This is a genomic window from Streptomyces sp. NPDC021080 (genome assembly GCF_044333225.1).
In the GTDB taxonomy this organism is placed as follows: Bacteria; Actinomycetota; Actinomycetes; order Streptomycetales; family Streptomycetaceae; genus Streptomyces.
On record NZ_JBIRQM010000033.1, the window covers coordinates 30,597 to 52,821 of the forward strand.

The window sequence follows — 22,225 nt, forward strand, 5'->3', positions numbered from 1 at the left end:
TGCAGCCGGCCCTCATTCCGCTCCATGGCATGCGCACAGCAAGACGATAATGGAGACGCCATGAGCGCAAAAGATCATTTTCCGGCCCCGGCGAGAGCCATCACGTCCGACGGGGCCGTGGGGGCCTTGCCCGGGTGGGCGGCGCGGCAGTCACGGCACCACGCTCCTCGGAACGGTGCCCTGAAGGCCCTGTTGCAGCCGCCTTCGCAGTCCGCCAGGGCGGGCGGAGGGAGCAGCGGCCGGCTCGGGAGCGGCCCGCCCCCACCGGCCCCCGGAAGGGACGGCAGCGCCGGTGGGAGCAGGTCCAGCAGGCGGTTGCGCAGGAAGCCGGCCGGGTGCCGCACGTGGAGGGGAAGACCGTCGGTCAGGGCGTGGATCACCGTCGCTCCGCCGAGGCCGTTCTCGAACCAGGCGGCGACCAGGGGAGCCAGGCGCCGCACCTCCCGCCCGGACAGTGTCAGCCGGATGTCGGTCCGGCGCAGCCCGGCGAGCAGCGCCTCCGCCTTGTCGTGGTGCTCGCCGCGGGGCGGGTCAGGATCGGCGGGGGCGGCGGCCCGCTCAGGCAGGGAGTCGCAGGGCGAGGCACCGGAGGAGAAGTGGTCCGGGACCGTGGGGGCCGGGGTCGGCGCAGTCGTGATCGTCGGGGAGGCCTCGCGCACCGGAGCGGCCGGGGCGGCGGACTGCTCCGCCTCCCGCCGGGCCCGGGTGAGCGCCGGGGCGTGGAAGGCGTACGTACGGGTGATCATCTGTCCGGAGGGAAGCCGTTCCCGCACCCGCTCGACATAGCCCCGCGCCTCCAACTCCCGCAGTGCGCAGGCGATCCGGGCCCGCCCCTCGGGGAACCACTCGGCGAGGCTGCGGATGTCGACCCGCGCGCCCTCGGGCAGCGACAGGATGTGCACGGCGATCCCGATCGCGGCTGCGGAGAGCCCCCGGTGCTGGGCGAGGTGGTTGCCGACGATCGTGTACCGGTCGGGCTGGTACTCACGTACGTGGGTGACACCGAAGTGGGTGTCGTTGCGCGGGACTCCCTGACTCGGGCGCAGGGCATCGATAAGCTTGGTGACAGCCATGGGGAAGGTTTGGCTTCCTCTTTGGTCAGGCCCTCGCACTGGGATTGCAGTCCCGGCGGGGGCCGAAGCATGTGTGGGGGTGTTGAGTTGTGGATGTTGCCTGCGGCGAGCGTGCACGTCCGAGCCGCCCACGCGCCACCCGCACCGGCCTGTTTCACCCGCTCGTGTGACAACAGCCCGGTTTGGTTGGTCGGTTGGTTCTCCCCCAGGTCCTTTGGTCTTTTACCGCCCGCCGCACCGGAGCACCCGCCGCCGAAGTACGCCTCACCGGGCTCCGGTTCGGGCGACACCGGCCAGGTGCGGCGGGACGGCGTTCGCGGCGAGTTCGGCGACGACGAGCCGGCCGGGTCCAGGACTCCGCGTCACCCACCTCGATACAACCGATCGCCCTGGTCACGGGTCTAGTCACAGCCCCCTCGAACGGCCCGAAAGGCATCCCCTCCGTGAAGACCCCCACCCGGCTGAGACTCGTCGCCGCCGTCGCCGTCACGCTGGCGACGAGCGGCGGTCTGCTCGCCGTCGACGCCGCCCCGGCCGCCGCCGCCGACTGCGCCTCTCCGGTGTTCAAGCGCCAGTACTTCGCCAACACCACCTTCTCCGGCACCCCGAAGAAGACGGACTGCGACAGCGCGGTCAACGAGAGCTACGGCACCGGCGCCCCGGCGGGTGTCACCCTGCCCAAGGACAACTTCTCCGTCCGCTGGACCGCCACCCGTGACTTCGGCTCCGGCGGGCCCTTCACGTTCGCCGCCGAGGCGCAGGACGGCATCCGCGTCTACCTCGACGGCGTCCGCAAGATCGACCTGTGGAAGAACGTCTCGTCCACGCAGAAGAAGTCGGTCGCCCTCACGGTCCCCTCGGGCAAGCACACCCTGCGCGTCGACTTCGTCGCCTGGACGGGCGCGGCGAACGTCAAGTTCACGTACACGCCCCGGACTTCCGCCACCGTCGACAAGGTGAAGCCGCTCACTCCGACCGGGGTGAGCGCGCGGCTCGACAACGCCACCGCGCAGGCCGTGGTGTCCTGGGCCGCGAACAAGGAGATGGACCTCGCCGGCTACCGCCTCTACCGACGCGAGGAGGGCAGCAGCACCTGGCTGAACGTCGGCTACACCACCGGCACCACCTACTCCAACCTCCCGACGGCTCCCGGCCGCACGTACTACTACGAGGTCCGGGCCTACGACAAGGCGGGCAACGCCTCCACGGGCAGCGCCGACCAGCGGGTGGAGACCGTCGCCCTCACCACGCCGACCGGCCTCACCGCCCAGGGCCTGGACGAGGGCATCAAGCTGACCTGGAACCCGGTCCCCGGAGTGACGCGCTACATCGTGTCGCGGAGCAGCGAGATCGGGGGCGACGTATACACGTCCGGCACCAGCTTCACCGACACCAAGGCCACACGGTCCCAGGCCTGGACCTACAGGGTGCGGGCCGTCGACGGGGCCGGCCGTACCTCCGAGTACTCCGCCCTGGTGAAGGCGACCCGGCCCGTCGCCGCCCCGCACGACCTGACCGCGACGCCCGACGCCCAGCGGGTCGTCCTCAAATGGACCGTCGACCCCGACACGGACGGGAACTACTACGGCTTCAACGTCTACCGGTCCCTGTCCCTGCCGGTGAAGACCTCTGGCGAGCCGTCGCGGTGCGACACCACGTACACGCGGCTGTCCGACGGCCGGTACCAGTACACCTGCACCCAGACGATGGCCCCGAACACCACGTACCACTACGTGGTCAAGGGCTACGACAGCGTCGATCGCGAGTCCGTGGCCTCCCCCACCGTCACGGTCACCACCCTCGCCTCCGACCGGGACACCACCCCGCCCGCCGCGGTCACCGGGCTGACCGCCGAGGCCACCGAGTACGGCGTCGTCCTGGACTGGAACGCCAATAAAGAGACGGATCTCAAGCGGTACACGGTCTACCGCGGAGAGATACTCAGGGACGAGGAGGACGGCACCGCCGTGTGCTCCGGCTCCGAATGGGCCTACCTGAGCCCGACCACCACGCACTACGTCGACGCGACCCTGCCCGACGGTGACGAGCACTGCTACTGGATCGACGCCGTCGACACCAGCTTCAACTCCAGCTACAGGTGGACCGGAAAGGCCCTGGTCGTCGCCGTCACCGAACTCGACCTGACCCCGACCGTCGCCACGCCGGAAGGCTCCCCGGTGTCCCTGGAGGCGTCCGCCGCGGACACGGGCGGCGCCGTGGACCTGTCCTGGAACGCGGTCGAGGGCGCCACCGGCTACCGCGTCCTGCGGTGGGACCGGGACGCGGGCCGGTACGTGAGCCTGACGGGCGACACCCCCGTCACCGGGACCTCGTACACGGACACCACCGCCCCCTCCGGCACCACCCACTACTACTGGGTGACCGCACTCCTCGCGGACGGCACCGAGACCGCACCGGGCGCCGACTGGGCCATCCTGGTGCCGCCGGGGTCCGACGGCTGAGGACGTCCCACAGGGCCCGGCCGGGGCATCACCGGCCGGGCCCGAGATCGAGTTCCGCCCACACCGTCCTGCACGGCACGGGGCCCGACCGCACACCCCAGCGGCCCGCGAACTCCTCGACCAGCAGCAGCCCGTAGCCCGATCCGGACCTCCTTTCCGCTCCGCCCCTCACCCTCGTGGGCCACCGTTCGCCCCGGGCGTACGACGAAGAACGCCCCGCCGTCTCCCGTAGGAGACGGCGGGGCGTTTCTCACCTGGTTCAGGTGGTGCGGCGCCTGCGCGAGCCGGGACGGCGCTCGCTCGGGCGGGTCACCGGGTCGCCGGCGGCCAGCGCGGCGGCACGGCGGCGCAGGCCGAAGTCCGCCAGTGCCTCCGCCAGCTTGTGCACGGAGGGCTCGGGAGCCATCACGTCGACCCGCAGCCCGTGCTCCTCGGCCGTCTTGGCCGTGGCGGGGCCGATACAGGCGATCACCGTCACGTTGTGCGGCTTGCCCGCGATGCCGACCAGGTTGCGGACCGTGGAGGACGACGTGAAGAGCACGGCGTCGAAGCCGCCGCCCTTGATCGCCTCGCGGGTGTCCGCCGGCGGCGGCGACGCGCGCACGGTGCGGTACGCCGTGACGTCGTCGACCTCCCAGCCCAGCTCGATGAGCCCGGCGACGAGGGTCTCCGTGGCGATGTCGGCACGCGGCAGGAAGACGCGGTCGATCGGGTCGAAGACCGGGTCGTAGGGCGGCCAGTCCTCCAGCAGGCCCGCGGCCGACTGCTCGCCGCTCGGTACCAGGTCCGGCTTCACGCCGAAGGCGACGAGCGCGTTCGCGGTCTGCTCGCCGACCGCGGCGACCTTGATGCCCGCGAAGGCGCGCGCGTCGAGGCCGTACTCCTCGAACTTCTCCCGGACCGCCTTGACGGCGTTGACCGAGGTGAAGGCGATCCACTCGTAGCGGCCCGTCACCAGGCCCTTGACCGCGCGCTCCATCTGCTGGGGCGTGCGCGGCGGCTCGACGGCGATCGTCGGCACCTCGTAGGGCACGGCCCCGTACGACCGCAGCTGGTCGGAGAGCGACGCCGCCTGCTCCTTCGTCCTCGGCACGAGCACCTTCCAGCCGAACAGCGGCTTGGACTCGAACCAGGACAACTGGTCGCGCTGGGCGGCTGCGGAACGCTCGCCGACCACGGCTATGACCTGGCGGCCACCGTCCGGGGACGGCAGCACCTTCGCCTGCTTCAGCGTCTGCGCGATCGTGCCGAGGGTGGCCGACCAGGTGCGCTGGCGGGTCGTCGTACCGGCGATCGTCACCGACATCGGGGTGTCGGGCTTGCGGCCGGAGGCCACCAGCTCGCCGGCGGCCGCGGCCACGGAGTCGAGCGTCGCCGACACCACGACGGTGCCGTCGGAGGCACCGACCTCGGTCCAGCAACGGTTCGAAGCGGTCCGCGCGTCGACGAACCGGACGTCCGCGCCCTGCGCGTCCCGCAGCGGGACACCCGCGTAGGCGGGCACACCGACGGCGGCCGCGATACCGGGCACCACCTCGAAGGGCACGCCCGCAGCGACGCAGGCCAGCATCTCCTCGGCGGCGTACGTGTCGAGCCCGGGGTCACCGGACACCGCACGCACGACCCGCTTGCCGCCCCGCGCGGCCGTCATGACAAGATTGGCAGCGTCCCTCGACGCGGGGTCACCAACGGTCGTCGACGTGCCGTCAACAACCGTCAGCTGAGGCGTGCCTGTGGTCTGGTACGGAACCGGCGATGTGTCCGGATCCGTGTTCAGAACAGCGACGCCTTGTCTGGCATGAACACGTACCACGTCGAGCACGTCGTGCTCGGCGACGAGAACGTCCGCGTTCGCCAGCGCCTCCACGGCGCGCAGTGTCAACAGCCCTGGATCTCCGGGTCCGGCACCCAGGAAGGTGACGTGCCCGTGGACCGGACCGGCGGGAAGGTTGGTGGGGCTCAAAGTGCTCGCTCCCCCATCAGACCGGCCGCGCCCTTGGCAAGCATCTCGGCAGCGAGTTCACGGCCGAGCGACATCGCCTGGTCATGTGTCTCGGGCACGGGACCGGTGGTGGACAGCTGCACCAGCGTCGAGCCGTCGGTCGTACCGACGACGCCGCGCAGGCGCATCTCCTTGACAATCTGCCCGTCGGCCAAGAGGTCGGCGTACGCGCCCACGGGAGCGCTGCAGCCGGCCTCCAGGGCCGCGAGCAGGGATCGCTCGGCGGTCACGGCGGCCCGGGTGAACGGGTCGTCGAGCTCGGCGAGCGCGGCGACGAGGTCCGCGTCGTGCGCGGCACACTCGATCGCCAGGGCCCCCTGGCCGGGGGCGGGCAGAACGGTGTCGGCCGACAGGAAGTCGGTGACCTCGTCGATCCGGCCGAGCCGGTTGAGTCCGGCGGCGGCGAGCACGACGGCGTCGAGCTCCCCGGCGTGGACGTACCCGATCCGGGTGTCTACGTTGCCCCGGATGGCGACCGTCTCGATCGTCATGCCGTGGCTGCGCGCGTAGGCGTTCAGCTGGGCCATGCGGCGCGGCGAACCTGTACCGACGCGCGCGCCGTCCGGCAGCTGCTCGAAGGTCAGTCCGTCGCGGGCGACGAGTGCGTCGCGCGCGTCCTCGCGCACCGGCACGGCGGCCAGCGCGAGGTCCTCGGGCTGCGCGGTCGGAAGATCCTTGAGGGAGTGCACGGCGAAGTCGACCTCCCCGCGCACCAGTGCCTCCCGCAGCGCCGTCACGAAGACGCCCGTGCCGCCGATCTGCGCGAGGTGCTCGCGGGAAACATCGCCGTACGTCGTGATCTCAACGAGCTCGACGGGCCGTCCGGTCACCCGGCTCACGGCTTCCGCCACCTGCCCGGACTGGGCCATGGCGAGTTTGCTGCGCCTGGTCCCGAGCCTCAAAGCCTGCTCACTCATGCTCGCCCTCGGTTCTTGGCGTTCTCGGTGTTGTTCTCGGCCCGCGAGACGGCGGCGACCGTCTCCGGGTCCAGGTCGAACAGGGTCCGCAGCGCGTCCGCGTACCCGGCGCCGCCGGGCTCGGCGGCGAGCTGCTTGACCCGTACGGTCGGCGCGTGCAGCAGCTTGTCGACGACGCGCCGCACGGTCTGGGTGATCTCGCCGCGCTGCTTGTCGTCGAGGTCGGGCAGCCGTCCGTCCAGCCGCGCGATCTCGTTCGCGACGACGTCGGCGGCCATGGCGCGCAGCGCCACGACGGTGGGCGTGATGTGCGCGGCCCGCTGGGCGGCGCCGAACGCGGCCACCTCGTCGGAGACGATCCGGCGCACCTGGTCCACGTCGGCGGCCATCGGCGCGTCCGCGGAGGCCTCGGCGAGCGTCTCCAGGTCGACGAACCGTACACCGAGCAGCCGGTGCACGGCCGCGTCGATGTCACGGGGCATCGCAAGGTCGAGCAGCGCGAGCACCGGCGCGGGGCGGGGAGCCTCGGCGACGGGTTCGGGCCTGCGGCGCTCGGGGATGCGGCCGACGGTCGCGGCGGCGGCGGCCAGCGCGGCGATGACATCGGCGTCGGCCTCGGCCTCCTCGCCGGGCGTACGACGGCCGTCGCGGCGCTCGACGGTTCCGGTGCCCTTGTCCACCCAGGCCGCGTGCTGCTCCAGGGTCGCGGCGTCCATGCCGGCGACGGCCGCCTCGCCCATCACGGAGAAGCCGGTGGCGCCCTGCACGGCGGACAGGTCCAGCGGGCAGGCGTCGTCGCCGCAGGCGTCGGCGGCGACGAGGTGACCGGCCGGGCCGGACACCGGCTCACGCAGTGCCGCGGGCGTTCCCGTGCGTCCTTCGACGGCGGCGGCGACGGTCTCGGCCGTCAGGACGAGCCCAGTCGCCCCGGTGCACGAGACGGCGATGTCGGCACGTGTCAGCTCGGCCGGCACCGAGTCCATCGGTACCGCGCGGGCCAGCACGTCCGTGTCCTCGCCGGCGGTGAGGATCTCGGCGAGGCGCTCGGCACGGTCGGGGGTGCGGTTGGCGATCACGATCTCGCCGACGCCGACGCGCGCGAGCGTCGCGGCGGCCAGCGAGGACATCGAGCCCGCGCCGATGACGAGGGCCTTCTTGTCCTTGGCCCAGGTCTCGACGGGCCGTCCGGCGGACAGCTGCTCCAGGCCGAAGGTGACCAGGGACTGTCCGGCGCGGTCGATGCCGGTCTCGGAGTGGGCGCGCTTGCCGACCCGCAGGGCCTGCTGGAACAGGTCGTTCAGGAGGCGGCCCGCCGTGTGCTGTTCCTGCGCGGTGGCGAGCGCGTCCTTGATCTGGCCGAGGATCTGGCCCTCGCCGACGACCATCGAGTCCAGGCCGCAGGCCACCGAGAAGAGGTGGTGGACGGCCCGGTCCTCGTAGTGCACGTACAGATGGGGGGTGAGCTCCTCCAGGCCGACGCCGCTGTGCTGGGCGAGGAGCGTGGACAGCTCGGCGACGCCCGCGTGGAACTTGTCCACGTCGGCGTACAGCTCGATGCGGTTGCAGGTGGCGAGCACCGCGCCCTCGGCGGCCGGCTCGGCGGCGAGCGTGTCCTGGAGCAGCTTGACCTGCGCGTCCGCGGACAGCGCGGCCCGTTCGAGGACGCTGACCGGAGCGCTGCGGTGGCTCAGTCCGACGACGAGGAGACTCATGCCGGCATCACGGCGGGAAGATCCCCGTCGGGTCCTTTGCCGTGGTCGTCCCGCTCGGCCGGGGCGGCGGCACCGGCCTGCGCCTCGGCCTCCTCGCCGGCCTTGCGCTGCTCGTGGAACGCGAGGATCTGCAGCTCGATGGAGAGGTCGACCTTGCGCACGTCGACGCCGTCCGGGACGGACAGGACGGTCGGCGCGAAGTTCAGGATGGAGGTGACTCCGGCGGCGACCAGGCGGTCGCAGACGGGCTGGGCGGCTCCGGCCGGGGTGGCGATGACACCGATCGAGACACCGTTCTCGTCGATGATCTTTTCCAGGTCGTCCGTGTGCTGCACCGGGATCCCGGCGACGGGCTTGCCGGCCATCGCGGGATCGGCGTCGATGAGCGCCGCCACCCGGAATCCACGGGAGGCGAACCCTCCGTAGTTGGCCAGTGCCGCACCGAGGTTGCCGATGCCGACGATGACGACCGGCCAGTCCTGGGTCAGGCCGAGTTCGCGGGAGATCTGGTAGACGAGATACTCGACGTCGTACCCCACGCCGCGGGTCCCGTAGGAGCCGAGGTAGGAGAAGTCCTTGCGCAGCTTCGCGGAATTGACCCCCGCTGCGGCCGCGAGTTCCTCGGATGAGACCGTGGGTACCGAGCGCTCCGACAGTGTGGTGAGAGCTCGGAGGTACAGCGGAAGCCGGGCGACGGTGGCCTCGGGAATTCCTCGGCTGCGGGTCGCCGGTCGGTGAGTTCGGCCAGTTGCCACGGTGCTCCTGCGGGTAGAGCGGGGCTGCAGGCGGTCACACGTACCCAGACCGCCCCGTCGAGTGCAGGCTATGTCTTTGTGAACGCGTGCACAAAGACGGTGTCCGATTTGCCCGGCCAACGTGACCGGGCTCACGCATGCCCGGCACGCCCGTATGCAACCGGCGTGCGGACGACTTCGTTCCGCACTTGAAGGGGGCAAAACCGCACACTCTCCTCAACGAATCCCGCCCCCGAGACCAATCGCCGTCGATCCTAGGCGACTTTCCGGACGACTTGGCCAGCTTCGTCAGGTCACGAATCGGGATACGCGACCGGCGCGACGGGTGTCCCGGCTCCCGGCCCGTGCCCGGCCGGCACCCCGCTCACCGCGCGAGGGCTTTGCGAAGGCGCTCCTCGTTCACACGCCAGAACGTGTGCTGGGCCCCGTCCACCAGCACGACCGGGATCTGCTCCCAGTACTGGCGGTGCAGCTCCTCGTCCTCGGTGATGTCCTTCCCCTCCCAGGGGACCCCGAGATCGCCGCAGACCTTCTCGATCACTTCCTGTGCGTCATCACACAGATGGCACCCGGGCTTCCTGATCAGTGTGACCAGGTGCTCCCCGGGCTCCTTGCTCTCCGTACGGCGGTCGCTGCGCCGGAAGATGGGGCTCATACGCGCCATTCTCCCGCCCCCAAGGCCCCGGCGGGCACCGCCGGGGCATCACGCGGTGGCGGGCCTCGCGCGAGGCCCCTCTCAGGTCCGACGCGCCGCGGGTGCGGCACGTCGAAGAGGCTTCGGCGGGACTTCGGGCCACTCGTTTAACGGCATGGCCGCGGAGAGTTCACAGCACCGAATCCTGTCGACTCCGGAAGCGCCGAACAGACTGGCTATGCTCACGACATGGCCGCTCTCGGATGGCTCACTCCCCGTAGGCGCTCCGCCACCGCGCGGAGCGTGTTGGCAGGCGAGGCCTCGGCGGAGGCAGCGCGCAAGTCCTCGCAGGAACTGGAAGAACTGGAAGAACTGGCACCACCGGACGCCGTGGAGGAACCCGACTTCCCGGTGCTCGGCGACGACAGGGCCGCCGCGTTCTTCGACCTCGACAACACCGTGATGCAAGGTGCTGCCCTCTTCCACTTCGGACGCGGGCTGTACAAGCGGAAGTTCTTCGAGACCCGCGACCTCGCGAAGTTCGCCTGGCAGCAGGCGTGGTTCCGGCTGGCCGGCGTCGAGGACCCCGAGCACATGCAGGAAGCGCGTGACTCCGCGCTGTCGATCGTCAAGGGCCACCGGGTCTCCGAGCTGATGTCGATCGGCGAGGAGATCTACGACGAGTACATGGCCGAGCGGATCTGGCCCGGGACCCGCGCGCTCGCCCAGGCGCACCTGGACGCCGGGCAGAAGGTGTGGCTCGTCACGGCGGCACCGGTGGAGATCGCCACGGTGATCGCGCGGCGGCTCGGGCTCACGGGTGCCCTCGGTACCGTCGCGGAGTCGATGGACGGGATCTACACCGGAAAGCTCGTCGGCGAGCCGCTGCACGGTCCGGCGAAGGCGGAGGCCGTGCGGGCGCTGGCGTCCGCGGAGAACCTGGACCTGTCCCGCTGCGCCGCGTACAGCGACTCGCACAACGACATTCCGATGCTCTCGCTGGTCGGGCATCCGTACGCGATCAACCCGGACTCGAAACTGCGCAAGCACGCGCGGGACTTCGACTGGCGGCTGCGGGACTACCGCACCGCGCGCAAGGCCGCGAAGGTCGGGATTCCCGCCGCGGCCGGGGTCGGCGCGGTGGCCGGCGGCACGGCCGCGGCGATCGCGCTGCACCGGCGCCGGCGCTGACGCCGCCTTTCCGCTGACGCCGCCTTTCCGCTGACGCCGCCTTTCCGCTGACGCTGCCTTTCCGCTGACGTTCGCGGTGCCGGCTGGTGGGTGGGTCGGGGCCGCGCCGGTACATCCGCCCGCATCCGAACGGATCCCACCGGCGTCGAGACATGGACGCGGGTTCCGATCCGTCCGGCCTGCGGGCATCTGATGTACCGGCACGGCCCCTCCCGCGCGTACCCGGCTGCGGGTGCATCGGGGTGGCCGGTCGGCCGCTGCGGGTGCGTCGTGGTGGCCGACCGCTGCGGGTGCGTCGTGGTGCGGGCCGACCCCCTGCGGGTTCGTCGTGGTGGCCGGGCGTTGTGGGTGCGTCGTGGTGCCGGGCGTTGTGGGTTCATCGTGGTGCCGGGCGGTCGCTGTGGGTGTGCGGTGTTTTCCTGCCCGGTTTTCGTTCCCGCCGGGGGGAAATTCCCGCCCCGGCCGGGAAATTTCGGCACCTCCGGCCCGCTTTCGGGCGCGGGACGAGTTTTCAACCCCTCCGGCGTTCGAGGAGCGGGGTCCGGGGCGGAGCCCCGGGTACGGGACGGGTAGGGGCGGAGGGGGCGAAAACCTGTCCGGACCTGGGGTGAGGCCGTCGGCCGTGGGGGCAATCACATGGTCCTACCCACGTCATCGGCGACTCAGTCGCGCGTTCCGCAGGCGAGCACAACACGCTCTGCACTCAGACGGAACGTGAACTGATCCGGTCAACAAGCGGTCATCGCGCAGCACTTGAACAGGCACCGATCCGTGCCAAAGCCGTCGTAATCGATGATTTTAGCAACTGGGTGTAGTGCTGCCTGTACGAAGCGTTATTCTCCTCAAACGCAAACCGGTACCCCTCCGTCGCTACGACGGGTGAAAGGTCCCGCACTGCACGTGATGGAAGCTCTGCCTCTGGGAGTCCCGTGTACTCACACGTCGGGGTTGACGCCTCGGGCCTGGCTACGCTGCGCGCAACGGTCCTGGACCGTCTGCGCGGCTTCGTCCCCACCGCGTACGCCGTCCCCGCCTTCGCCCTCCCCGCGCCCGTCGGACCTTGCTATGCCCTGGCCGACGGCAACGCGGCGGTCGGCAGGCGGGGCCGCTCAGGCTCGGCCACCACCGCACGCCGTCCGGCCGCGGACAGTGACAGCGCCCGGATGATGGATCTCGTGGAGCGCGCCCAGGCCGGCGAGGCCGACGCCTTCGGACGGCTCTACGACCAGTACAGCGACACCGTGTACCGCTACATCTACTACCGAGTGGGAGGCAAGGCGACCGCCGAGGACCTCACCAGTGAGACCTTTCTGCGGGCGCTGCGCCGGATCGGCACCTTCACCTGGCAGGGGCGTGACTTCGGCGCCTGGCTCGTGACCATCGCCCGGAACCTGGTGGCCGACCATTTCAAGTCCAGCCGCTTCCGGCTGGAAGTGACCACCGGCGAGATGCTCGACGCCAACGAGGTCGAGCGCTCCCCCGAGGACTCCGTCCTGGAGTCCCTGTCGAACGCCGCGCTGCTCGACGCGGTGCGCCGGCTCAACCCCCAGCAGCAGGAGTGCGTGACACTCCGCTTCCTCCAGGGGCTCTCGGTCGCCGAGACCGCCCGGGTGATGGGCAAGAACGAGGGTGCCATCAAGACCCTCCAGTACCGGGCCGTCCGCACGCTGGCCCGGCTCCTGCCCGACGACGTCCGCTGAGCCCGCCTTCGGCCACAGCGGGCCCCACACGCTCAGCGACACCCAACTCACCTTCTGTAAAAGTCTGTTGACTTCACGGTCCGCACGTCTGTCGTCCGTAACCAAGGTGCCGTGACGCTCGTTGTGCGGGATACAGGCTCCCTGTGGTCACGCCCTGGCCGGCACCGATCACCCGATCGTGTGGGCACGGCCAGGGGGTGCAACCCTCAGGACCCCCTGGGGAGTCGACCGTCATGACGAGAGGAGGTGCCGCCAGTGATCGCGAACGTCTCGGCACACCGGCGGGCGAACGCCTTCGCCCAGGCCCTGGAGGAGATCGACCAGGGCACGGCGGCCGAGCAGCCCGATGGGTCGGCACCGTCCCGGGCTGCTGCGGAACAGACCGAGCAAGGGCTGCTGTTGGCCCTCGCCACCGGTCTCGGCGAGCTGCCCGAACCGGAGCTGGATCCCGAGGTCAAGATCGTGCAGCGAGCCCAGCTCGTCGCCGCGATGGAGGCCATGCTGCTGGAAGGCACCGCCGCCGGAGGCGAGGATGCGGGCAGTGCTCTGCCCGGACCGCGGTCCCATCGGGCCAAGGGCTCGCACCGGGCGACCGGACTGGGGAAGCTGCGGCCCCGGTCCCGGCTGTCCAAGGGACTCGCCGCGGGCGGGCTCACCGTCGGTGTGGCCGCCGGAGCCTTCGGCGGTGTGGCCGCCGCGAGCTCCGACGCCCTGCCCGGTGACTCGCTCTACGGGCTCAAGCGCGGCATGGAGGACATCAGGCTGGGCCTGGCCCACGGCGACAGCGACCGGGGCGAGCTCTATCTCGACCAGGCCTCGAACCGCCTGAACGAAGCCCGCCGGCTGATGGAGCGGGGTCGTTCGGGGCACCTCGACCACGAGTCCCTGGGCGAGATCCGCCGCACTCTGTCCGGCATGCAGCACGACGCCTCCGAAGGCCACCGGCTGCTGCACGAGGCGTACGAGCGGGACGGCTCGCTGGGCCCCATCCAGACCCTGTCCGCGTTCTCCCAGTCGCACCGCAAGGCCTGGGGAGCACTGCGCGACCGGCTGCCCGTGCAGCTCGGTGATGTCAGTGACCAGGTCTCGTCGGTCTTCGAGGCCATAGACGAAGAGGTCGACCCGCTGCGCTCGCTGCTGCCCAGGACGCCCGCCCCCGAAGGCACCGGCCGTCACCGGGGCAAGAGCGAGGAGACCGCCGGCTCGCCGGGTACGGATACTCCGGCGCCCAGCGCCAGCAGCGGCTCGGCGGGCGCGAGCCACAGCAGCGGCAAGCCCAAGCCGTCCAGCTCGGGCAGCAGCGGCGACGGCCTGCTCGGCGGCAGCACCGGCGGCCTGCTCGACCCGCCGCAGGACGACACCAGCTCCTCCCCGTCGTCCAGCTCGGGCAGCAAGAGCAGCGCGACGAGCGCGCCCGACGTCACCCTGCCACCGCTGCTCCCCGGTCTCCTGCCGGGCCTCGGCATCGACACGCAGAACAGCGACTGACCGGGCCACCGCGACACGCAGATGGGGCGCCTTCCTCAGGGAGGGCGCCCCATCTGCGTACAGGCATATCAGGACATGATCAACAGAATCGTAACTGCATGATCAGAAGAAAACGGACCTGCGCTGCACCAGCAGCTTGTACAGGGTGTGCTGGATCTGCTCCCTGACCTGGTCGGTCAGGTTGAACATCAGCATCGGGTCGTCGGCCGCCTCCGGCGGATAGCCGTCCGTGCGGATCGGCTCGCCGAACTGGATCGTCCACTTGGTGGGCAGCGGGATCGCGCCGAGCGGGCCCAGCCACGGGAAGGTCGGCGTGATCGGGAAGTACGGGAACCCCAGCAACCGCGCGAGGGTCTTCGCGTTGCCGATCATCGGGTAGATCTCCTCCGCCCCGACGATCGAGCACGGAATGATCGGGGTGCCCGCGCGCAGCGCCGTCGAGACGAACCCGCCGCGGCCGAACCGCTGGAGCTTGTAGCGCTCGCTGAACGGCTTGCCGATGCCCTTGAAGCCCTCCGGCATCACACCGACCAGTTCACCGCGCTCCAGCAGCCGCTCGGCGTCCTCCGCGCAGGCCAGGGTGTGACCGGCCTTGCGGGCCAGCTCGTTGACGACCGGCAGCATGAACACCAGGTCGGCGGCGAGCAGGCGCAGATGACGGTTCGCGGGATGGTTGTCGTGCACGGCGACCTGCATCATCAGGCCGTCCAGCGGAAGGGTGCCCGAGTGGTTGGCGACGATCAGGGCGCCGCCCTCGGACGGGATGTTCTCGACGCCCTTCACCTCGACGCGGAAGTACTTCTCGTACACCGGCCGGATCAGTGACATCAGGACCTGGTCGGTCAGCTCCCGGTCGTACCCGAACTCGTCGATCTCGTAGTCGCCCGTGAGCCTGCGGCGCAGGAAGGACAGGCCCCCCGCGATGCGCTGCTCCAGGCTCGTGCCGCCCTGCCGGTGCTGCTCGGGCGGCTGTTCCTCCTGCGTCACGGGAACATCATCCTGCGGGAGGGTCCGCCCGGGCATGGGCTGGACCTCGCGGACGACCGCAGGCTCACCCTTGCGCCGGCTCCCCGCGGCCCTGCGCCTCGCCGGGCGCTGCACCGCAGCCCCGCGCGAGCGGTCGTCGTCGAACGGAATGACCTTGGCGTCCGCCATCGTTGATGCGCTCCTCAGTTGGCGCTCTGCGTCGGGGGGTGGCCGCCGCCCGGAACAGACAGTGCGGCGATCTTGTCCACGGCCCCCGCAAGGGCCTCCGGGGGCAGGAGTCCGGGACCCCTGCTCTGGGCGAAGTCCGCGAAGGTCTCCGCCGTCGTGTACTTCGGCTCGTAGCCCAGGGTTTCGCGCATCTGGACCGTCGCGACCACCCTGCCGTGCGTGAGCAGCCGCAGCTGCTCCGGCGAGAAGTCCGTCACCCCCAGGGTACGCACGGCCGTACCGGCCCAGCTGAGGGCCGGCAGCAGCAGGGGGACCGTGGGCCGGCCCAGCCGCCGCGCGCACTGCGAGAGCAGCAGCACACCGTCGCCGGCGATGTTGAACGTGCCGCTGTTGAGCGTGCCCCGCCGCGGCTCGTGCGCGGCGAGCCGCAGGACCTCGATGACGTCGCTCTCATGGACGAACTGCAGCCGCGGGTCGTAGCCGAACACCGTCGGCAGCACCGGCAGCGAGAAGTACGAGGCGAGCGGAGAATCCGCGCTCGGGCCGAGGATGTTGGCGAACCGCAGCACGCAGACGGCGACATCGGGCCTGCGGCGCGCGAAGCCGCGTACGTAGCCCTCGACCTCGGTCGTGTCCTTGGCGAAGCCGCCGCTGGGCAGCGACTTGGGCGAGGTGGTCTCGGTGAAGACGGCGGGGTCGCGCGGCGCCGAACCGTAGACGTTCGTGCTGGACTTCACGACGAGCCGCTTGACCGTCGGGGACTTCTGGCAGGCGCCGAGCAGCTGCATGGTGCCGATGACGTTGGTCTCCTTGACCGAGGTCCGGCTGCCGGAGCCCAGCGGTGTGCCCGTCACGTCCATGTGGACGACCGTGTCGACGGAGTACTCGGCGAGCACCCGGGCGATGGTGGGCTGCCGGATGTCGGCCTGCACGAAGTCGGCGCCGCCGATGTGGTGCTCGGGCGGCACCGCGTCCACGGCGATCACCCGGTCCACCTGCGGGTCACGCTGGATCCGTCGTACGAACCGGCCCCCCAGCTGCCGGGCCACCCCGGTCACGAGCACGACCTTCCCCAAGATCAGCGCCTTCCTTCCAGAACTGGACGTAGCTCCGCTCGTACCTGCCGGGTTCCCCGTGTGCGGCCAACTTAGCGGGTTGATGTTGCGCTGTGATGACCGCCCGATGCACGAAGTGACGACAGCCATGGACGTGCGGCCAGACCCAGCCATTCGGCCCACAGACGTGCGCGGCACACATGGCCGAAGATGTTCGACGGTCGAGCGGCTATTCGGGGGAACCCTTTCGGCCACCGACGTCGTACCGGGGGCTTCGACGCACCCCCGGCCCGCGGAATTCCCGTCCGGCTCCTCCGCCGACCCTCCGACGACCCGCTGACGCCCCTTTGGGCGGCTTTCGGGTGCCGGGTACGCCTGTGGCCCCCCACCAGCCGGTGAGAGGCCACAGTACGCGTTTCCGCGCGTCGCTTACTTCTTGTTGCGACGCTGAACGCGAGTGCGCTTGAGCAGCTTGCGGTGCTTCTTCTTCGCCATCCGCTTGCGCCGCTTCTTGATAACAGAGCCCACGACTACCCTCGCTCACTTCTCTTTACTCGGTGCTGGGCTGCATGGGCCCACACGACCTATGAGGGGCCAGCCTACCCGCCCGAGGGCTGAGGTCGTAATCGAGGTGTTTCCGGGAGATCGCGAACGGTCTCCCGGAACGCCGTCAGGCGGTCTCCACCCCCACATAGCTCTCGCGGAGGTACTCGTGAACCGCTTGCTCCGGCACCCGGAAGGACCTCCCCACCCGGATCGCCGGCAGATGACCGCTGTGCACCAAGCGGTACACGGTCATCTTCGACACTCGCATCACCGAGGCGACTTCCGCCACGGTAAGGAACTGAACCTCGTTCAGAGGCCTCTCGCCTGCAGCCATGTCACACCTGAACCTTCCGCACTCGACGGCCACCGGCTTCCCCTTCCGGTGACTCTTCGTCGTTGCGCACTCACTCCCCAATGTAGGGGCGTGTGATGCGAGTGGGGAAGAGGGGATGCCATCGGCCCCCTACGGTGACAGACACGCTCGATTGAGTACATAGCGAGTAAGCGGTCGGTAGTAATCAGACCGCACAGCGTCATCAACCGGAACGACGACGGACACCCGCCCCTCTGCCTCTCCCACAAACAGCGCGGGATCGTCCGTATCTGCCAGACCGATGGCCTCGAACCCCAGCTGACCTGCACCGCAGACCCATCCGTGATCCCCGATGACCAGCTCCGGGAGGGGCCCTCCGCCCTCCGCGGCGGCCGCCAGGACGGTCCGGACCGGCAGGGGTGAATGGGTGTGTGCGCCGGTCGTGCGACCGGCGGCTCCCCCCTCGGGTTCGCGCACCAGCGCGACACCTTGTACGTAGTCGAGGTTGTACGTGCGTAGACCGAACCGGGTCGTTATGTCGATAGAGCTACCCTGCGCGGGGGTGAGGACGGCACATCCAGCCGCCGACAGGGCGTCCGCGAGTGCGGCGTAGAAACCGATCAGCCGGTGCGGGTGACCGGTGCCGAGAAGCACGGGGCGACGACGGCGGGCGACTTCACCGAGCCGTTCCGCGAAGGCGTCGAGGGCCGCCAGGGTCCGCTCCGGGTCGATCACATCATGCCCCGAAGTGTCGGACGGATCGGCCGAGACTCCGCATTTGTCGGCCATCAACGCGATCACATCCCGCTGGCACCACGTCCATTCGGGATCAAGTCCGAGCATCAGCCGGGGGTCGCGGGCGGCGAAGAGCCGGTAGCTGCGCAGGCTCTCCTCGCGTGACGTGGCCACGGGTCCGGCCAGCCGGGCGGCCAGGAGATGGGCGCGCAGGGCACCGGTGCTCAACACGTCAGCGATGCTGACGCATCGACCGGCACCGGATGCACGAAATGCCGAATATGCCCCGCAGTTGGCCTAATGGTCCCTTCCGGAGCCGGGGCAGGACAGGACGGCACGGGACGGGGATACGGGGCGGGCGGGCGGGGCGACCGGACCTACGGGAGCATCCCCCGCAGCGGGAACACGGCCTTGCGGGTGGCCACGATCGCCTGGTCGAGACGGTCCGCCGGGTCGTACCCCGACTCCCACTCCTTCCAGGACACCGGCCAGCGTCCGTCCGTCATCCGCATCGGCGCCAGCTGCCGTGTGCGGGCGAAGACCTGCTGCCGCCAGCTCTCCGGGATCACCGTCTCGGGTTCCACGGGACGGCCGGCCGCCACGGCGACGAGATGCGTCCACGAGCGCGGCACCACCTCCACCACCGCGTATCCGCCGCCGCCCAGCGCGACCCAGCGTCCGTCGGCGTACGTGTGCGCCAGGTCGTGACAGGCGACCTGCACGGCCCGCTGCGCGTCGAGCGAGACGGCGAGGTGCGCGAGCGGGTCCTCGAAGTGGGTGTCCGCGCCGTGCTGGGTGACCAGCACCTGCGGCCGGAAGTCGGCGATCAGCTCCGGCACCACGGAGTGGAAGGCCCGCAGCCAGCCCGCGTCACCGGTGCCCGCGGGCAACGCCACGTTGACGGCCGTGCCCTCCGCGCTGTCCGCCCCGGTCTCCTCGGGCCACCCGGTCTGCGGGAACAGCGTCCGCGGATGCTCGTGCAGCGAGATCGTCAGGACCCGCGGGTCCTCCCAGAACGCCGCCTGGACACCGTCGCCGTGGTGCACGTCGACATCGATGTACGCGACCCGCTCGGTACCCAGCTCCAGCAGCCGGGCGACGGCGAGCGCCGCGTCGTTGTAGACGCAGAACCCGGAGGCACTGCCGGGCATCGCGTGATGCAGCCCGCCGGCGAAGTTCACCGCGTGCAGCGCCTCCCCCCGCCACACGGCCTCCGCGGCCCCCACCGACTGCCCGGCGATCATCGCCGACACCTCGTGCATCCCGGCGAACGCGGGATCGTCCATCGTTCCGAGGCCGTACGCCTGGTCGGCCGACGCGGGATCGGCGGACGCGGCCTTCACGGCCGCCACGTAGTCCTCGCGGTGCACCAGCCGCAGGGTCGAATCCCCGGCGGGTTTCGCCGCGACGACGTCGACGTCACGGTCGAGCCCGAAGGCGTCGACGAGTCCCCGGGTCAGCCGGAGCCGGACCGGATCCATCGGATGGTCCGGACCGAAGTCATACCCCGTTACTGCCTCGTCCCACATCAGCTGTGCGCGGCCGCTCATGCACGTCACCGTATCGGTCCGGTTGAGGATCGAACGAACGGGCGTACCCGAGGATCGCCAGCACCAGCACCATCGGTACGAGCATGGCCGCTCGGTAGTTCCACGCGTCACCCAGCGCGCCCACCAACGGGGACCCGATCAGGAACCCGACGTAGTTGAAGATGTTCAGCCGCGCGATCGCCGTGTCCGACGCCCCCGGGAAGAGCCTTCCGGCGGCCGCGAAGGTCTGCGGCACGACCACGCACAACCCGAGCCCCAGCAGCGTGAACCCGAGCATGCCCACCCCGGCTCCCGGCGCGACGGCGACCACACCGAACCCGAGCGCGGCGACCACGGCACCCAGCCGCACCACCGCCACGGCCCCGAACCGCCGCACACCGAAGTCCCCGACGGCCCGCCCCACCAGCGTCATCACCATGTAGACGTTGTACGGAACGGTCGCCATCTGCTCCGAGCTGCCCAACACGTCCTTGAGGTACTTCGCGCTCCAGTTGGAGACGGTCGAGTCCCCGATGTAGGCGAACGTCATCACCAGACACAGCGGCAGCAGCAGCTTGAAGACGAGGGGACCGGCACCCGTTCCGGCCGCCGCGTCCTCCTTCCCGTCCGCGTCCGCGCCCCCGTCGACGTACCACCGGCTGCCCACCAGACACAGCGGCAGCAGCACCAGCACGACCGGCAGATACGACACGAAGAGCGACAGGTGCCAGTGCGCCCCGGCCCACGCGAGCGAGGCGCCCCCGATCCCGCCCAGGCTGTACGCGGCGTGGAAACCGAGCATGATGCTGCGCCCGTACGACCTCTGCAGACTGACCCCGAGCATGTTCATCGAGGCGTCGAGACCGCCGACCGCCAGACCGAAGGCACCGAGGGCGACGGCCACCTCGGCGAGCTGGTCACCGGCGCCGACACCGAGCAGGGCCAGCAGCACGACCGGCTGCGACCACCGCAGGATGCGGCTGGGACGTATCCGCTTGACCAGATGCTCGGTCGTGACGCTGCCCAGTCCGGCGAGGACCGGGACGGCCGCCAGGAACAGCGGCAGGAGCGCGTCGGAGATCCCGTAGCGGTCCTGGATGGCCGGGATACGCGTCACGAGCAACGCGAAGGCGGCCCCCTGAGCGAAGAAGCTGAACGCCAAAGAGGCCCTACCGCGCCGCAGCACATCTGTCATGGCGGCGAGCGTAGGGCCCCGGCTTACCGGTGGGTAGATCAAGCCGAAGATGAATTTTGCTCAGCTCTTCGGAGGTGGGGGTGGGAAGGGACTGTCGAGGTCTTCGCGGCGGACCCGTCCGGGTCCGCCCGGCGGGGCGGTTCAGCTGTGCGCCCCGCCGGCGAGCTCGTGCTCCAGCATCTTCGCCATCGGGACGACGGCGAAGCGGCCGCTGAGCAGGAAGGCGAGGACCATCGAGGCGACGGTGACGACCGTGCCGAGCCAGACCATGGTGTCGATCGGCAGCGTGTAGGCGCCCACGACCTTCGCGACGCACTCGCTGAGCAGGACCGTCCCCCACACCAGCGAGAAGGTCCGCTCGGCCTTCCGGAAGGCCTCGGAGCCTGCCGACAGGCGGTCCCAGGCCGCGGCCCGCGCCGCGTCACCCTTCACGAGGAACGGCTTCATCCCCTGCGTCATCATCGGCCGTCCGAGCCGCACGGACACCAGGACACCGATCCCGATCACGCTGCTGACCCCGCTGTCCTTCGCCAGCATCAGCCGCGGGTCACCGGCGACCAGGCTGAGCGCGAGCCCGACCATGTTGACGAGCAGGATCAGCGCGGCCAGGGCGTTGGCCTTGCGCTCCTTCACCATGCCCCACACAGTCCGCACGGCCGGCACGACGCTGCTCCAGCCGAGGGCCGCCATCGTGCTCATCCCGAGCCCGTTCTTGAGCAGGTAGTACGAGCCGACGGGCACCGCCACGTCCACGATCAGCGGCAGGAAGCTCGGCCGGGAACCGGCGGTCCGCGCCGGTGCGGCCGTGGTGACGGCCGTCGCGGCAGCGGTGACGGTCTCTTCGGCGCTGATCTCGGTGGCGGTGATGCTCATGATCGGGTCCCTCCGTCGTCACTGTGTACGTCCCGTTTCGATGTACTCAGCTTCGCGGTCGGACCCCGCCCTCCGACAGAAACGATCGTCCGGAGCTCCGCATGACAAATGTCAGCGCCCGCCGATGGGTGACGTCATACCAGCAGGTCAGCCAACTCCCCCATGTCGGAGAAGAGTTGGGTGGCACCGGTCAGCCGGTCCGCCGGTGTCATGGCGGTGAACCCGAACACGTCCATCCCGGCCGCGTTGGCCGCCTGGACACCCAGGGGACTGTCCTCGACGACGGCACACTTCTCCGGCCGCACGCCCATGCGCTCGGCTGCGTGGAGGAACAGATCGGGTGCCGGCTTGCCCCGCCCGACATCCTGCGAGCTGAAGACCCGCCCCTCCTCGAACCACCGGTCGAGCCCGGTCGTCCGGTGCCCGACCCGGATGCGCTCATGACTGCCGGAGGAGGCCACGCAGTACGGCACCCCGTCCGCGGCCAGCTTCTCCAGCACCTGGCCGGCGCCGGGAACGGGCTTCAACTCCCGCTCGAAGGCGGCGAAGACCCGCGCGTGGAACACGTCGTCGAAGTCGTCCGGCAACCGCCGGCCGGTGCGCTCCAGGACCAGGTCGTGGATGCGGTGCATCGCGGAGCCCATGTAGTCCCGTAGGGAGTCCTCGTACGAGGTGGGGTGTCCCAGCTCGGTGAGATAGGCGGCCAGCAATCTGTTGGAGATCGGCTCGCTGTCCACGAGGACGCCGTCATTGTCGAAAATAATCAGGTCGTAGCGCATGACAAAGACCCTAAACGCAGAAAACCCCCGGACCGGTATCCCCGGTCCGGGGGTTTTCTCTAAAATTTGTTCGGCGGCGTCCTACTCTCCCACAGGGTCCCCCCTGCAGTA

19 protein-coding genes are annotated in these 22,225 nt (G+C 70.4%); 4 read left to right on the top strand and 15 right to left on the bottom strand.

Annotated features, from left to right (window positions below; all coding sequences use genetic code 11):
* Nucleotides 1–74 precede the first annotated feature (74 nt).
* On the bottom strand, nt 75–1,073 hold the full coding sequence (locus ACH4S8_RS43140; protein ID WP_398404467.1) for a helix-turn-helix domain-containing protein: 999 nt from the start codon (nt 1,071–1,073) through the stop codon (nt 75–77).
* Between the two features lie 443 nt (nt 1,074–1,516).
* Here ACH4S8_RS43140 and ACH4S8_RS43145 point away from each other — a divergent pair, with 443 nt between their 5' ends.
* Nucleotides 1,517–3,535, top strand: coding sequence for a PA14 domain-containing protein (locus ACH4S8_RS43145; RefSeq protein WP_398404469.1), 2,019 nt, complete (start codon nt 1,517–1,519; stop codon nt 3,533–3,535).
* A 259-nt stretch (nt 3,536–3,794) separates the two neighbouring features.
* Here ACH4S8_RS43145 and ACH4S8_RS43150 read toward each other — a convergent pair whose 3' ends face one another.
* From ACH4S8_RS43150 to ACH4S8_RS43170, 5 genes are all read right to left on the bottom strand, one after another.
* Nucleotides 3,795–5,498, bottom strand: coding sequence for a uroporphyrinogen-III synthase (locus tag ACH4S8_RS43150; protein WP_398404471.1), 1,704 nt, complete (start codon nt 5,496–5,498; stop codon nt 3,795–3,797).
* Nucleotides 5,495–6,454 carry a hydroxymethylbilane synthase gene (gene hemC / locus ACH4S8_RS43155; RefSeq protein ID WP_398404473.1) on the bottom strand — a complete coding sequence of 320 codons (960 nt, stop codon included), beginning with the start codon at nt 6,452–6,454 and terminating at the stop codon, nt 5,495–5,497. The genes ACH4S8_RS43150 and hemC overlap by 4 nt, the downstream gene beginning before the upstream one ends.
* Nucleotides 6,451–8,166 carry a glutamyl-tRNA reductase gene (locus ACH4S8_RS43160; protein ID WP_398404475.1) on the bottom strand — a complete coding sequence of 572 codons (1,716 nt, stop codon included), beginning with the start codon at nt 8,164–8,166 and terminating at the stop codon, nt 6,451–6,453. The genes hemC and ACH4S8_RS43160 overlap by 4 nt, the downstream gene beginning before the upstream one ends.
* Nucleotides 8,163–8,921 carry a redox-sensing transcriptional repressor Rex gene (locus tag ACH4S8_RS43165; protein ID WP_398404477.1) on the bottom strand — a complete coding sequence of 253 codons (759 nt, stop codon included), beginning with the start codon at nt 8,919–8,921 and terminating at the stop codon, nt 8,163–8,165. The genes ACH4S8_RS43160 and ACH4S8_RS43165 overlap by 4 nt, the downstream gene beginning before the upstream one ends.
* A 364-nt stretch (nt 8,922–9,285) precedes the next feature.
* The gene (locus ACH4S8_RS43170) at nt 9,286–9,585 is read right to left on the bottom strand and encodes a glutaredoxin family protein (protein WP_398404479.1); all 300 of its coding nucleotides are present in this window, start codon (nt 9,583–9,585) and stop codon (nt 9,286–9,288) included.
* A gap of 219 nt (nt 9,586–9,804) precedes the next feature.
* Between ACH4S8_RS43170 and ACH4S8_RS43175 the strand changes: the two genes are divergently transcribed.
* From ACH4S8_RS43175 to ACH4S8_RS43185, 3 genes are all read left to right on the top strand, one after another.
* Complete coding sequence (locus ACH4S8_RS43175; RefSeq protein WP_398404481.1) at nt 9,805–10,746, top strand: HAD family hydrolase; 942 nt, start codon at nt 9,805–9,807, stop codon at nt 10,744–10,746.
* Nucleotides 10,747–11,675: 929 nt separating this feature from the next.
* The gene (locus ACH4S8_RS43180) at nt 11,676–12,446 is read left to right on the top strand and encodes an ECF subfamily RNA polymerase sigma factor, BldN family (protein ID WP_037627370.1); all 771 of its coding nucleotides are present in this window, start codon (nt 11,676–11,678) and stop codon (nt 12,444–12,446) included.
* 255 nt (nt 12,447–12,701) lie between these two features.
* Nucleotides 12,702–13,934: a DUF5667 domain-containing protein gene (locus ACH4S8_RS43185; RefSeq protein ID WP_398404484.1), complete on the top strand. Its 1,233-nt coding sequence runs from the start codon at nt 12,702–12,704 to the stop codon at nt 13,932–13,934.
* 102 nt (nt 13,935–14,036) lie between these two features.
* Here ACH4S8_RS43185 and ACH4S8_RS43190 read toward each other — a convergent pair whose 3' ends face one another.
* From ACH4S8_RS43190 to ACH4S8_RS43230, 9 genes are all read right to left on the bottom strand, one after another.
* Entirely contained in the window at nt 14,037–15,089 is a 1,053-nt protein-coding gene (locus tag ACH4S8_RS43190; RefSeq protein WP_398404486.1) for a lysophospholipid acyltransferase family protein, read from the bottom strand.
* Between the two features lie 14 nt (nt 15,090–15,103).
* The gene (locus tag ACH4S8_RS43195) at nt 15,104–16,165 is read right to left on the bottom strand and encodes an NAD-dependent epimerase/dehydratase family protein (protein WP_398404488.1); all 1,062 of its coding nucleotides are present in this window, start codon (nt 16,163–16,165) and stop codon (nt 15,104–15,106) included.
* Nucleotides 16,166–16,573: 408 nt separating this feature from the next.
* On the bottom strand, nt 16,574–16,672 hold the full coding sequence (locus ACH4S8_RS43200) for a 30S ribosomal protein bS22 (RefSeq protein ID WP_003948845.1): 99 nt from the start codon (nt 16,670–16,672) through the stop codon (nt 16,574–16,576).
* Between the two features lie 142 nt (nt 16,673–16,814).
* A complete protein-coding gene (locus ACH4S8_RS43205; protein ID WP_093781815.1) occupies nt 16,815–17,024 on the bottom strand; it encodes a helix-turn-helix domain-containing protein in 210 nt (69 codons plus the stop codon).
* Between the two features lie 129 nt (nt 17,025–17,153).
* Nucleotides 17,154–17,969 carry a phosphatase gene (locus ACH4S8_RS43210; protein WP_398404490.1) on the bottom strand — a complete coding sequence of 272 codons (816 nt, stop codon included), beginning with the start codon at nt 17,967–17,969 and terminating at the stop codon, nt 17,154–17,156.
* 146 nt (nt 17,970–18,115) lie between these two features.
* Complete coding sequence (locus ACH4S8_RS43215; protein ID WP_398404492.1) at nt 18,116–19,288, bottom strand: acetoin utilization protein AcuC; 1,173 nt, start codon at nt 19,286–19,288, stop codon at nt 18,116–18,118.
* Entirely contained in the window at nt 19,239–20,462 is a 1,224-nt protein-coding gene (locus ACH4S8_RS43220; RefSeq protein WP_398404494.1) for an MFS transporter, read from the bottom strand. The genes ACH4S8_RS43215 and ACH4S8_RS43220 overlap by 50 nt, the downstream gene beginning before the upstream one ends.
* 141 nt (nt 20,463–20,603) lie before the next feature.
* Nucleotides 20,604–21,335: a VC0807 family protein gene (locus tag ACH4S8_RS43225; protein WP_398404496.1), complete on the bottom strand. Its 732-nt coding sequence runs from the start codon at nt 21,333–21,335 to the stop codon at nt 20,604–20,606.
* Nucleotides 21,336–21,469: 134 nt separating this feature from the next.
* Nucleotides 21,470–22,114, bottom strand: coding sequence for an HAD family hydrolase (locus tag ACH4S8_RS43230; protein ID WP_398404498.1), 645 nt, complete (start codon nt 22,112–22,114; stop codon nt 21,470–21,472).
* Nucleotides 22,115–22,225: the final 111 nt, after the last annotated feature.

Bases quoted from the DNA above. Each gene is read 5' to 3' on its own strand.
- ACH4S8_RS43220 (WP_398404494.1), bottom strand. From the start codon at position 20,462: ATGACAGATGTGCTGCGGCGCGGTAGGGCCTCTTTGGCGTTCAGCTTC.
- hemC (WP_398404473.1), bottom strand. From the start codon at position 6,454: ATGAGTGAGCAGGCTTTGAGGCTCGGGACCAGGCGCAGCAAACTCGCC.
- ACH4S8_RS43230 (WP_398404498.1), bottom strand. From the start codon at position 22,114: ATGCGCTACGACCTGATTATTTTCGACAATGACGGCGTCCTCGTGGAC.
- ACH4S8_RS43175 (WP_398404481.1), top strand. From the start codon at position 9,805: ATGGCCGCTCTCGGATGGCTCACTCCCCGTAGGCGCTCCGCCACCGCG.
- ACH4S8_RS43170 (WP_398404479.1), bottom strand. From the start codon at position 9,585: ATGGCGCGTATGAGCCCCATCTTCCGGCGCAGCGACCGCCGTACGGAG.
- ACH4S8_RS43190 (WP_398404486.1), bottom strand. From the start codon at position 15,089: ATGGCGGACGCCAAGGTCATTCCGTTCGACGACGACCGCTCGCGCGGG.
- ACH4S8_RS43205 (WP_093781815.1), bottom strand. From the start codon at position 17,024: ATGGCTGCAGGCGAGAGGCCTCTGAACGAGGTTCAGTTCCTTACCGTG.
- ACH4S8_RS43215 (WP_398404492.1), bottom strand. From the start codon at position 19,288: ATGAGCGGCCGCGCACAGCTGATGTGGGACGAGGCAGTAACGGGGTAT.
- ACH4S8_RS43160 (WP_398404475.1), bottom strand. From the start codon at position 8,166: ATGAGTCTCCTCGTCGTCGGACTGAGCCACCGCAGCGCTCCGGTCAGC.
- ACH4S8_RS43225 (WP_398404496.1), bottom strand. From the start codon at position 21,335: ATGAGCATCACCGCCACCGAGATCAGCGCCGAAGAGACCGTCACCGCT.
- ACH4S8_RS43140 (WP_398404467.1), bottom strand. From the start codon at position 1,073: ATGGCTGTCACCAAGCTTATCGATGCCCTGCGCCCGAGTCAGGGAGTC.